Here is a 12,619-nt window from a genome sequence, read left to right as displayed (position 1 = left end):
TAAGTCTAATAAGATTTGCTAAAGGAGTTGGCGCAGAAATTTTATATCTTCCTCCATATTCTCCAGATTTTAACAAAATTGAACATTATTGGTTTGCTATAAAAAACAGAACCAGGAAAAACATTCCTTTATTCAAATCTTTTCGTCATGCTGTCGATTCTTCTTTCTTATGACCTTTTTGGACTATTATGGGAAGGGCTATAAATGGCTGTTTTATAATGAATTTTGTCAGTAACTGCCAGTTCTTTTCACTTGAGCGATGCAACAAAGCCCACTGGGATCCAGCCTGTTTTATCTTTTATCATAGAATGAGACGTTCAGCATATTCATCTTTTTCCATTACCATATCATAAACAATCATTCCATGGGAGCGCATAATTTCAGGTGTATGATCACGAATCAATTTATCAATCTTGAAATAATTTTCTTTATACTTCCTTTGACGGATATCAAAACTTTATTTGGTAAAATCAAACCGTGACTTTCGATTTAACCCAATTATACAATTTACTCATTTTACCATCTTGACCGAGCATTCCAGAGTTATTTTTATAAAAAGTGTCAACTATTAGCTTGATAGAGCCTATGGCAGCAGAAAATACGGGATTTTTATCATACTCGCCATCAAGGCCACTGAGAGACTCAGGGCATCCAATGCGGACTTGTTTGTTGAATATATAGCTTGCAATCTCTTTCATGCTTGTGAGTTGACTGGTTCCACCTGTGAGCACTACTTTATTGATTGGATCTTTTTGTTCTTGAAATTGCTCTCTTACCAGTTCAAATATCTCCTCAACTCTAGGTCTTATGATGTCAATAAGTTCGGACTTGGGTACTCGAGTCGGTTCATCATTTTCACTGTTTTGCAGTGTAATATATTCGTTCTCATCTATTGAAGTTACGACAGTGCTACCGTATAGTATTTTTATGCGTTCAGCATGCTCTATACTTGTGCATAGTCCATAAGCTATATCTCGAGTGATGTGAATGCCGCCAATTGGAATGCTGCTTGTGTATATAAGCTTTCCTCTCTTAAAAATTCCAATTGCAGTACACCCACCCCCTATGTCAACAATGGCAGTTCCTAGCTCTTTTTCATCTTCACTTAGACAGGCAAGGCCTGCAGAATATGCGGAAGCAATACAACCAGCCATACTTATCCCGCTATTATTAGTTATACAATTTTCAATATTGGTAAGCGCTGGACGCGAAGCAGTGACGACATTAACATCAGCAGATAGTCTTTTTCCGTACAATCCACCAACCTCTTTTATATCAGTCATGTCATCCAAGTGATATTTCAGTGGTATATTGTGAATGATAACATTTTCTTCGATATATTTCTCAAACGTCTGAAAGACTACACGTTTTATATCTCGGTCTGAAATTTCGTGATTAGCTGCAATAATTTCGTTATATACGTTAAAAGATGAGACTCCACATCCGGCTACATTCACATATATCTGGTCTATAGTCTCTTCTGATACTTGCTCAGCTAAACCTATAGTTGATGAAATAGAGTAACTTGCATGCTTTGCATCAGTTATTGATCCACCGCTTATACCTTCTGCACTTTTATAACCCGTTCCTATTATTTTATAGCTGAAGTTGCTATTGATCTTAACAATGAGACAGATAATTTTTGTTGTACCTACGTCTAAAACGGCAAAAACATTTCGCTTTGGTTTTATTATTACTGCAGAGTACATTAGTTGACCTTATGACACAATTCCATTCAAATTGTAGCTTCCTTTAATAATTTATATTTCTATTAAAAATACAGCAACATTTTAATATACCCAAAATACTGTACAAAGGAAAAAATAAAACATAGAATTTTAATTTTATGTCTAAATTGCCAATTGTAATTGCCACTGATGAAAGATTAACTACACGTGCCAGTGAAGTAACAGATATAAACGATAAAATTAAAGAATTAGTAAACGACATGTTCGAAACTATGTACCATGAAGATGGTCTTGGCCTTGCTGCAGTGCAAATTGGAGTGATGAAGAGAGTTTTTGTCATGGACGTTCAGCCAGAGAAGGCTGAAGATGGGCCAGCAGGATATGAATCAACTGGCAAATTTTGCATGATTAATCCTGAAATTACAGAATTATCGGGTGAACAAGTAATTCTCAAAGAAGGGTGCCTTTCAATTCCAGAGCAAAGCCATGAAATTAAGCGTCCAAAATATTTAACTGTGAAATATAAAAATTTAAATAACGAAGAACAGACGCTAAAAGCTAGTGGTTGGCTTGCAAGGTGTATTCAGCATGAGTTAGATCATTTAAATGGTATATTATACGTTAGACATTTGTCTAAATTGAAGTACGATATGGCTATGAAAAAAGCTCAAAAGGTTAAGATGCACTATGAACAATGAAGATCTAGAATTGTTGAAGTTCTATCATGAAGTGGGTGTTGACTGCACGCTAACTGAAGGTGAAGAGGAAAAAAAAGTGGAAAATGAGAGAGCTGCACAGTCTTCTGTCATCGAGCAGAAAAAAGCCATGTTCCCAAGTGACTGGATCATTGAAGCAAGGAAGCTTGCAAGTGAATGTGGTAGTGTAGATGAACTAAGAAGTGCAGTTAAGTCATTTGAGGGTTGTGAAATAAAAAAAACTGCAACTAATACTGTTTTTTCCGATGGTAATCCAAATGCAAAAATCATGCTTGTTGGTGAAGCACCAGGAGCAAATGAAGACCTGAAAGGCATACCATTTTGTGGTGCAAGCGGAATGCTGCTCGATAAGATGCTCGGTGCAATTAATCTGGACCGCACTAAGGTATATATAAGCAACACCGTGTTTTGGCGTCCACCAGGTAATAGAAAACCAACTGATCTAGAGCTTGATATGTGCAGACCATTTGTTGAGAAGCATATTGCTCTTGTTTTACCGCAGATTCTGATTTTTGTTGGAGGAATCGCATGTTATAGCCTTCTTGATAACACAAAGACTATATCGAACTTGCGTGGCAAATTTCATACTTATACTAACCAATATTTATCTCATGCAATTACCACAGCCGCTATATTTCATCCAGCCTATCTACTTCGTCAACCAGCACAAAAACGCTTAGCTTGGGAAGATTTAAAGAAGATTAGAGAATATCTTGATAATACTAATAACCACACGGATGTTTAGCTTACTACTCGTTATCATCTTAGTACCGGCTAATTGCATTAAATATTGAAAAATTTACTAAACAGAGAAAAAGGCAAAAGAAAATCTATCAGCTACTACCTATTTTTTTAATTGGCGTTTTTCATTGTATTAAATGCTTTGATAAGCGCATTTTAGCTTATGTGGGTAAAAGTTTTATAAAGACATAGAGTGCACATAGTGCAAAAAATTAAACATCAAGTATATTGAGCTTTTTGTCGTTTTATCTGCACAGACTGAAGATAAATAATATATCTTCACCCTTATTTTAAGGAGAATGGCGGAGTCCGTCAAGTAACTCTTGCCGTTGCTATAGCTGCTTGAGTTCCTGTAATCACAATGTTGGTGCAATGCACGCATGGAATTTTATTTACTCTATAATATGTTGGTTTATAGTAGTACTAATGCAGAAATAAAGGGAGGAGACATTGGAAAGCAATATAAAAAAATTGAAAGGAAATTTTTTAGAACAAGCAATTAGAGTAAATCATGCTGGCGAATATGGAGCCATTTGCATTTATTCCGGTCAAAAATTTATTCTTAAAAAATCTTCCATAATTGACAAAATAATTGAAATGGAGGAGCAGGAAAAAAAACATTTCCACTATTTTAATGAGAAAATCAAGGAGCAAAGAGTTCGTCCTACTGTTTTGTTGCCAGTTTGGGGTGCTTTAGGGGTATCACTTGGTGTTGTAACTGCCATGATGGGTAAAAAAGCCGCTATGGCTTGCACTGCTGCAGTTGAAGAAGTGATCGGAGAGCACTACAAGGAGCAAGTCTTACATTTAGAAGATGGGGAATTAAGAGAAACTATAAGTAAATTTCGCGATGAGGAATTAGAGCACAGAGATATTGCAATTCAGCACAATGCCGAAAGCGCACTTGGCTACAACGTTTTATCTTTGTTCATAAAAACAAGCTGCAAAGCTGCTATTTACCTCTCTAAATTGATTTAATCAATCACTATTTGACAACCAACCACATTTGCCTTTAGTTCTTGTGCTAATTGCTGCCCCATATCCTCTACTACAATCGAATGCGTATGAATGTTTATAATTAATTTCTTAATTATTATCCTAAAAATACATTAATTTAATTCCCTATTAGAGTTTTCTTGTTGTTGTAAACATGTTTGCATAAGACTAGTAGATGGAACGTTTTTAATAGTCTGAGTTAACTCCTCAGGAATATTTTCAAAACTCTTGCCCATAACTTCTAAAACACTTTTCCCCTGTATAAAACAATTCCCTCCAAAGCTTGATTTGTTTTCTAACTTGCTAAACCTTATTTTGCTTTTCTCATCAATTTCTACTACCATTTTGTTACCATCTTTCCGTAGATAAATACTAATCTCTCCTATTTTAGTAGTAAAAAATATTTCAATACCACCTTTTAAGATATCTGTGTAATTTCTTTTTCCATCTTCTGTAATTTCAACTTTTACTATACTTTCCTCAATCTGAAATATTCCAACTTCTAAATCCTTAGCTTTTTCATTATTTAAAGTTCTCGCAGTTTCAACAATACTACCTTGTGGATACTTAATATAAAAATATTTATTATCTACTTCTACTTCAAGATCATATTTATCAATTTGCTTGTTATTTTCTTTCACAATACCTTCATATGCTAGACCCTCTAGCATTTTTTTCTTACTCTTACATTGTTCGTTAAGATCATTTAAATAATTAGAGCCGTAATATCCGCCTTCAATATCGCTATAAAAAGATAATCCTTTTTCTACCCCACCTTTTAACACTAAATTACGAGTGATCTTTTGTATGATATTTTTTGTAGTTGAATTGCGTGGATTTGCATGAAAGCGATTAATTAATTCTTCCATTTTTTCAAATATAAAATTTGTTACAGTCTTATTATCCTTACCGTAATATGAGTTTAATCTTATTCCTTGATTTAAATAACCCTCTATTATGCGTTCCATGTACTTTAAAACTCTTTCTTGCTCATCGTGTTCTGTTATACCTTTTATCATCTCATCACAAAATTTTTTAACTAGAATTTGTTCATCTGTAGTCAATGGTATTTGCAATTTCGTAGAAGATGAGTCTCGCTCAAAAAGATAAATTATTGACAATTCTTCTGCTCTTTTAATAAAGTCATAACTTCTTAGATATTCTGCAACATCTTTGTTTTTTGCGTACCTTTTCTTGATTAAATCCATATGCCTATCTTTACGACTTATAGTCGGTAATTTTGGATTTGATGAACTACTCTGTTGACTATTGAAGAAGCTGTTAGAGAACTGTTCAGGCTCTAAAATAAGATTACTTTCACCTTGTTTACCTACTTGCTTAGACATATTATATACCATAACCACTAAAACTTTTTAGTGATTACTTCAATACATAGATAAGTCAATAAAAATATCTTTTTCTCTTCAGTGCTAAAAAATTGTCAAAAATCTCAAAATTGGTTAATTGCATATAACCTACTTTCTGGTATACATCAAAACTACCGTAGAAAGCTTCAACTTTGAAAGGGATTAACAAATAAAATTCTTGTACTTTGCCTCTACTAAAGTACAATCAGGCTTTATTTAATATTTTTCATGCTTGATGAAGTACATGAGGAGTGCGGGGTATTTGGCATAAGTTACAACCAAAGTGCTGCTTTTAACTCTATACTTGCTCTCCACGCTTTGCAGCATAGAGGTCAAGAGTCTTTTGGCGTAGTAACCAGTAACAACGATAAGCTGCTCTCTTATCACTTTCAAGGCCAAGTGAGCAGTGCATTTGATGATATAGATGAAATAAAGAAATCCTTACCTGGGGATTGTGCAATAGGTCATGTTCGATACTCAACAAGTGGTAGTAAATTTGGAGTGCAGCCCATGTTTGGCAAAAGTGGCAAATTTGGGGATTTTGCCATAGCACATAATGGTAATTTAATTAATATTTCTCCGATACGCGAACAATTAATTAAACAAGAGTGCGTTTTTCAGTCAGATATTGATACAGAAGTAGTAGTGCATCTGACAGCAAGCAGTGAAAAAGATAACTTTTTAGAGAGTTTTATATATGCATTAAAGCAAATACAAGGTGCTTATTCTTTTGTGGCAATCAATCAAGAAGTAGTTATTGGAGTACGTGATCCATCTGGAATCAGGCCTCTTGTTTTAGGAAAGTTAAACGGTTCTTACGTTCTTGCATCTGAAACTTGTGCTCTTGATATAATAAATGCAGAGTTTATTAGAGAAATAGAACCAGGCGAATTAGTTACCATCAGTTCGGATAGTAAGCTAGCCTCAATGTTTCCTTTCCCACAGCAAAAATCAAGTTTTTGTATTTTTGAATACGTTTACTTCTCGAGACCAGACAGCATAATGGAGAAGAGGTCCATATATGATATAAGAAAAGAAATAGGAAGAATACTTGCAGAAGAGAGCCCACCAAAAAACAATGTAGATATGGTTGTACCAATACCTGATTCTGGAATACCTGCAGCTATTGGATATGCAAAGCATTCAGGATTACCTATGGAACTGGGGATAATTCGTAATCATTACATAGGAAGAACTTTTATACAACCCACCGCTGAAGTACGTAAAGTTAGAATAAAATTAAAATTCAATGCTAATAAGCACACTTTGAAAGGCAAAAACATAATTTTAATAGATGATAGTATAGTGCGTGGTAGTACGCTCAGAAATATAATAGTTATGCTAAAGGATGCGGAAGTAAAAGAGATTCACCTCAAAATTTCAAGCCCACCAATTAAGCATTCTTGTTTTTATGGAATAGATACGCCAGAGTGCAAAGATTTAATTGCTGCAAATAAATCTGTAGAGGAAATTAAGGAAATTATAGGAGTAAATAGCCTAGCCTTCTTGAGTATTGATGGACTATACAGGGCTGTTAAAGAAGAAAAACGTAACAACGCTACACCGCAATATTGTGATGCTTGCTTCACTGGTGACTACCCAATTGGTAAGTAATCTATTATTAATGAAGGTGAGGTTTTTTCTATGTTATATTAACAGTTTTAAAAATAGATTTTTTGCATAACCATATAGTTTTTGCCTGGGCGTCATTTGAGTAAAAACTACTTTACAAATTTCGTCATTCCCTTTACTATGATACTAAGAGTATTTATCCTTGTTTTTGACCTGCAGGCTCAATCACAAAATCAGTAAAAAACTCAAATATTTATTGGCAAATTACACAAAAATTATAGAGGCTTTTTTTATTTTTTCTACATTCAGCCAAAACGCGCTTGTTAGCACATTATTATAGCGCCAATTTACATTATAAAACTCGTCACACGGGGATTCTTCTGCCTTTTTTCTTCGTTTGGTAAATTTCTTAATATTTATAGCTAAAGCTTCAGGCTAGCACTTGATGCTGGAATCCAGAAATCTTTTGAGCACAAAAGTTATGCTAGGTTTTTGTTGGTAAAAAAGGCTGGATCCCAGTGGGCTTTGTTGAATCGCTCAAGTGAAAAGAACTGGCAGTTACTGACAAAATTCATTATAAATAGCCATTTAACTGTTGAAGAAAAAATATGCCACAAAAAATGAGAGTCAGTAACTGCCATGAATATAACAAATTTCTCCAAGAAAGAGGAAGCATTTTTTGTTATATCAATGACGCCATAGAAAATTGGTACGAGAATTGTCTAAAAATGCAGGGCGGCAACTATATTTATAGTGATAAAGTTGTGATTTTAGTGCATATAATCGTCAGTTTCTTTAGAATTGGTTTAAGACAAACAGTCGGGTTTATAAAAGGGTATTTGCAACAAAGCCCACTGGGATCCAGCTTTCATTAGAAACGTTGATTACTTTTATGCTAATAATTTTACTACTCTTCTGAACGGATACAATTGAATATAGTATAGTCTTCTGTTCTGACGAGAATAGTTTTATTCCATCCATCAAAAAATGCTAAATTGAGGTATGTATCACCCTTATAGGGCTTGTGAATTTCAGTTATAATAAATTCTGAGATTAGGTTATGCTCTAAAAAAAGGTGTGCTATTTGTGCCCCACCAATCACAAAGACTTGAGAACTACTTTGAATTGACAGAAATTCTTGCATAGAAGAGACAACAGTACATTTTGGACCTCTATTAAAACACTTGTTACGGGAGAAAACAATAGGTGTACGATTCTTTAGTATGCTTTGAGGCACGGTTTCAAATGTCTTTCTTCCCATCACAATAATTTGTTTGTCGGTCACTTGACAAAAATGTTTAAACTCACTTGGATAACGCCAGGGCAAATCATTATTTATTCCAATTACCCCATTAGGGTCAACAGCCATAATTCCAATAATCTTCATCCTTTTAAGACAGCTTGGGCTACAAAAAATCTCATGTGGTCGCGTACATTATGCACTCTAAGGAAATCAACCTTATTTTGCAGTATAGCAGATGTAGCAATTGTTTCTAAATCTCTATTAGAGGGAGATTCTATGGAAAAAGAGGAAATAAATGACTTTCTGGAATGGCCAACTAAAACCTTGCAGCCAAAATTTTGTAAAGTTTCTATACTGCGTAAAATCTGAATATTCTGATACATAGATTTGCCAAAACCAATACCAGGGTCAATAATTATTGAATTTTCATCAAAACCCAGGCCTAGTAGTTTGTTAATGCTCTTCTCTGCCCAATTATTTATGATATCAATTGGGTCAGTGTCATGTGGAATAATATTGTCCTTATGTGGTGGTATCGAAAGTGAATGCATAATAACGACACTACACCCACTGCTAGCAACTTCTTTTAAGGTATTACTACTCAGATCTCCCTTCTGATCATTTACCCAGGCAATATTGTAGTGCTTCAAAACGTTTAAAATAACGTCTGGCCAAAAACTATCAATGCTGACTTCAATATCACCATTTTTCATATAGTCGCTAAGATTATCAAGTACTGGTTTTAGACGTTCATACTCTTCCTCTGGCGTCTTTATTGAAGCTCCAGGCCTTGTTGATTGAGCTCCAAGATCAACTATGCTTGCACCATCTGATACCAGCTGCAATGCCTGCTTGGTTGCTCGATTCGCATCATAATAAAGACCACCATCTGAAAATGAATCAGGGGTAATATTGACGATACCAATAAGCTTTGGTGAAAGCGTAAAACTCTTTGAAAAACAGTCTTGAACATTGAAAGCAAAGGTTTTGTTAACCATTGCCATCAAGTGGAGCAAAAATGGTCTATTTACTAATTCTGGGTGAGGAATTTTAAGGTCAGGTATATCAAGCGTTAGATCATCCCATAACAAAATATCTAAATCAATAACACGAGGTGCCCATTTTTCGTAGACTTGTGGACGACCAATATCACATTCGATTTGTTTTAAGCCTTTTAGTAGCTCCTCAGGAGAAGAAGAACAACTTCCATAGACAATCATGTTGAGAAATGGCTTGTTCCAATCAGGTGGAGCACCATTTGGTAAAATAGCCTTAGTTTCTAGAATGATCGAAGACTTTAAGTCTTTTAAATAGCGCTTCTTTAGTAACTCAGTAGCTCTTTGTAAATGGGAAAGGCGATTCCCTATATTTGATCCAATAGAAATATAGATCATTCTTGCAATTCATTACAGTAAGTAAAAAAAACGCCCCCATGCACACCAGGAACTGGTGGTGCGATTTTGTGAGTAGTCACCCCGACAGAAGAAATAATATGCTTCTTTCGCAGCAAAAGGTTATTAATGGCTCTGTATATCTCATGAGTTAAATGCTCGATTAAATTAAATTGCTTGCCCTGAACAAGAGATTGAATATTTTGCACTACTTCCAAATAGCAGATAGTATCTTTAAGTTGATCAGTTGTAAGCCCTGAAGGAGGAGATTTAAAAGTGAAATCAACGTCAATACTCACCAATTGGGGAGAAGACTTCTCTTCTGCACTACATCCCAAATGAACCCAAAGCCGTAAATCAGATATAAGAAGATTACATGCTACCACTGAATTTAGTATCTACTTATAATTAATGACAAACATCAACATTCATCATGCCATCAAGAAAACCCCATAAGAGTTTTGCTCCTTTTTCAGCGCCTTGCATAACTTTCTCTTGTTCTTCTTCGTTTAAATCTGCAATAAGGTTTGCACATTCTTCAGAATGCCACTCATCAGCTTCCATATGAACAGTAAAAAATTTGAGAGGGCGCTCATCATTTATTGAATAGTGTTTTTTTAGACCTTCAATTTTAGATTTAGAAACCTCTGGAGTTTGACGTTCATAAGCGTACAGAGCTCCAAGACCTTCTACAAAACCTGATCTTACAATATCAAAGTAACCGTCAACTAATTCTCGTGTCTCCTTAACCTGTGCATCCTCAAGAAGTTGAGATCGTGCTACTCCCAGTCCTTCAGCAAAACGCTGCCATAATTCCTGGTGATTCTCGTCGCCTTGTTCTTCCTCTATTAAATTACCAAGTAAAACTTGCCGCATTTTCAAATTCGGACACAAGGAATGTATACCGCTGATATAACGAGGAAAAGCAGCAACATGGTGATAATATTCCTTAGCGTAGGTTTGCAGAGCCTGCAGGCTTAAGCTACCTTCATTCCATGACTCGTAAAACGGGTGTTTTAATAAGTGTAAACTATCTAATTGATTATTAAGTGATTGAACAAATGTCATAAAACAGTAAATTGTTTTAGGCTACGTTTAGGTTTATCAAATGTCAAGAGGCATTTCTCACTACTACTTTAATTCCAATAAATATAAAGATAGATACGCTATAAGTTAATTTTTTAGTAAAATTGATTTTTTCTAAAATTTCATGTATTATTAAATCAATATAGTGAAAAACGCAAAATGAAAGTAACAGAAGAAAATACAATAAAAATTAGGGAAGAGTTCGTAGAAGTTCAAAATGGAATGCGAATTCAAAAGATAGTGATGTCAAACTCGAAGAGCAGTGCAGATAGCAGAAAGAAAAAGCATATAGTTTACTTTCCAGGGCTTACATATACTTTTGAAAAAGAGCCAAATGAAGACAAAAGTGAATGGAATTGGGCAGCTGAAGCAGGTATGGATGTTCACCTTATTAATTTTCCTGGTTCTGGAAAAAGCAAAGGCCATTCTTTAAACGGTCGAAATCGAGTAAATGCAGGAATTGGAGTCATTTCAGATCTTCTAAAGCAAGGCATTCACCCAGACAATATAGTACTGTATGGAAGCTGTGCTGGAGGACCAATAGCTGCGGAGGTTTATAAAAAGTTTAAAAAAGATGACAATATTCATTTAAGATGCATTATCAATAAATCCTTTAGCTCATTCAAAAAACTTGTAGTGAAATTACTACACATATCAAAACCTAAATGGCTATTTCCTCCTATAATAAAATTCATACTCAAATGCTTTGGTTGGCACTTTAAGCCACACACAATAGTAAACGACATTACTCCATACACAATTTGTTTTAACTTAGAGAACGATGGCTTTATTAGTAAGCAGGCAAATATAGGTACTAAAATTGCTGACATAGAAAAAAGTCATAGGAAAAAAAACTACCAAAAAAAAGAAACTTTTGAAGGTTTTGAGCAATATAAAGAGTTTTTTATGGAGCATGCCAACTTAGCTAAAATAAAAAACCTTGAACCTGAAGTTGGAATAATGAAAAAATGCTGGAATAAGTTTCTATCGTTACTACCTATTAAGGCAGATGATATTCACTTTTCTTCGATTACAGAATTGTGCTCATCAAGTGAACACAAATACAATCTTCCTGAGCTGATTTCACTCTTTTTAGAATTCACAGATAATTATTTTGAAAAGAAGGGCTCTCTCAATCAAGAGAAACAACATACTGTAATTGCGATTGAATAATGGAGAGACATACTCCATTATTTTAGCACGAAGTAACAAATTCAATGAATTGGTTCTTCAAAAATAATTTAAACTTTTACAGTAGGAGTAGTCTCATGAAATATTATAGCGGGTTAGATATCTCACTCAAAGAAACTTTTATTAGTATCGTTGATGAGAAAGGAAAAATTGTTAAAGAAGAAGTTGTTGCAAGTGAGAGCAGTGCAATAGCTGAGTTTCTGCTTAGTCAAAGCAGAGAATACGAATCCATAGGAATAGAAAGTGGGCAATTGTCAATATCGATGTGCAAAGAGTTAAGGAGCTTTGGATTACCAGTAATTTGTGTAGATGCGAGGCATATGGCAGCAGCATTGTCTGCGAGAATCAATAAAAACGATAAAAATGATGCAAGGGGTATAGCACAAATGATGAGAGCTGGGCTGTATAAAGAGGTATTAGTAAAATCAGATGAGTCTTGTCAAGTTAAGGTAGCGCTCGGAAGTAGAAGGCAGTTAATGTATTGCAGAGAGCAAATTATGGGAACAATAAGAGGGCTATTGAAGATATACGGAATAAAGCTTGGCAAGAAGTCAAAGATTGTAATCTTTTCTTTAAAAGTGCAAGAAGCAATAAAAGATCTAGATAAAGTCAGTAAGGATTCAATTGA

At 34.7% G+C, this 12,619-nt stretch carries 13 protein-coding genes and 1 pseudogene; 8 read left to right on the top strand and 6 right to left on the bottom strand.

Going from position 1 to position 12,619, the window contains the following annotated elements; all coding sequences use genetic code 11:
• Positions 1–173, top strand: a 173-nt coding sequence (locus OUY_RS03795; protein ID WP_179949528.1) for a transposase, incomplete at its 5' end; no start/stop codon positions are given.
• Positions 174–470: 297 nt separating this feature from the next.
• Here OUY_RS03795 and ftsA read toward each other — a convergent pair.
• On the bottom strand, positions 471–1,709 hold the full coding sequence (gene ftsA, locus OUY_RS03790) for a cell division protein FtsA (RefSeq protein ID WP_010403853.1): 1,239 nt from the start codon (positions 1,707–1,709) through the stop codon (positions 471–473).
• Between the two features lie 137 nt (positions 1,710–1,846).
• Here ftsA and def point away from each other — a divergent pair, with 137 nt between their 5' ends.
• From def to OUY_RS03775, 3 genes are all read left to right on the top strand, one after another.
• Positions 1,847–2,386, top strand: a complete 540-nt coding sequence (gene def / locus OUY_RS03785; protein ID WP_139686737.1) for a peptide deformylase — start codon at positions 1,847–1,849, stop codon at positions 2,384–2,386.
• A complete protein-coding gene (locus OUY_RS03780) occupies positions 2,376–3,149 on the top strand; it encodes a uracil-DNA glycosylase (RefSeq protein WP_010403847.1) in 774 nt (257 codons plus the stop codon). The genes def and OUY_RS03780 overlap by 11 nt, the downstream gene beginning before the upstream one ends.
• Positions 3,150–3,595: 446 nt before the next feature.
• Positions 3,596–4,123 (top strand): demethoxyubiquinone hydroxylase family protein, encoded by a 528-nt coding sequence (locus tag OUY_RS03775; protein WP_007302313.1) that lies wholly within the window; start codon positions 3,596–3,598, stop codon positions 4,121–4,123.
• A 131-nt stretch (positions 4,124–4,254) separates the two neighbouring features.
• Here OUY_RS03775 and OUY_RS03770 read toward each other — a convergent pair whose 3' ends face one another.
• Positions 4,255–5,487: a hypothetical protein gene (locus tag OUY_RS03770; RefSeq protein ID WP_139686736.1), complete on the bottom strand. Its 1,233-nt coding sequence runs from the start codon at positions 5,485–5,487 to the stop codon at positions 4,255–4,257.
• Between the two features lie 249 nt (positions 5,488–5,736).
• Here OUY_RS03770 and purF point away from each other — a divergent pair, with 249 nt between their 5' ends.
• The gene (purF, locus tag OUY_RS03765; protein ID WP_139686735.1) at positions 5,737–7,122 is read left to right on the top strand and encodes an amidophosphoribosyltransferase; all 1,386 of its coding nucleotides are present in this window, start codon (positions 5,737–5,739) and stop codon (positions 7,120–7,122) included.
• A gap of 566 nt (positions 7,123–7,688) precedes the next feature.
• Positions 7,689–7,928: pseudogene (locus OUY_RS03760) on the top strand (transposase); the annotation flags it as partial.
• Positions 7,929–7,987: 59 nt separating this feature from the next.
• On the opposite strand, the gene OUY_RS03755 reads toward OUY_RS03760, so the two are convergent.
• From OUY_RS03755 to OUY_RS03740, 4 genes are read right to left on the bottom strand one after another with little or no spacing between them, the layout of a single operon-like run.
• Positions 7,988–8,467, bottom strand: a complete 480-nt coding sequence (locus tag OUY_RS03755) for a dihydrofolate reductase (RefSeq protein ID WP_139686733.1) — start codon at positions 8,465–8,467, stop codon at positions 7,988–7,990.
• Entirely contained in the window at positions 8,464–9,717 is a 1,254-nt protein-coding gene (folP, locus tag OUY_RS03750; protein WP_139686732.1) for a dihydropteroate synthase, read from the bottom strand. Before folP ends, OUY_RS03755 begins: the two co-directional genes overlap by 4 nt.
• Entirely contained in the window at positions 9,714–10,100 is a 387-nt protein-coding gene (locus tag OUY_RS03745; RefSeq protein ID WP_139686731.1) for a dihydroneopterin aldolase, read from the bottom strand. The genes folP and OUY_RS03745 overlap by 4 nt, the downstream gene beginning before the upstream one ends.
• A gap of 22 nt (positions 10,101–10,122) precedes the next feature.
• Positions 10,123–10,782 (bottom strand): CADD family putative folate metabolism protein, encoded by a 660-nt coding sequence (locus tag OUY_RS03740; RefSeq protein ID WP_139686730.1) that lies wholly within the window; start codon positions 10,780–10,782, stop codon positions 10,123–10,125.
• A gap of 177 nt (positions 10,783–10,959) precedes the next feature.
• Between OUY_RS03740 and OUY_RS03735 the strand changes: the two genes are divergently transcribed.
• Both OUY_RS03735 and OUY_RS03730 read left to right on the top strand, forming a co-directional pair.
• A complete protein-coding gene (locus OUY_RS03735; RefSeq protein ID WP_246038687.1) occupies positions 10,960–11,973 on the top strand; it encodes an alpha/beta hydrolase in 1,014 nt (337 codons plus the stop codon).
• Between the two features lie 95 nt (positions 11,974–12,068).
• The coding region (locus tag OUY_RS03730) for an IS110 family transposase (protein WP_167481347.1) at positions 12,069–12,619 on the top strand (551 nt) is incomplete at its 3' end.

The organism is Wolbachia endosymbiont of Leptopilina clavipes, assembly GCF_006334525.1.
Classification (GTDB): Bacteria; Pseudomonadota; Alphaproteobacteria; order Rickettsiales; family Anaplasmataceae; genus Wolbachia.
This window is presented reverse-complemented; position numbering and strand designations above follow the sequence as displayed.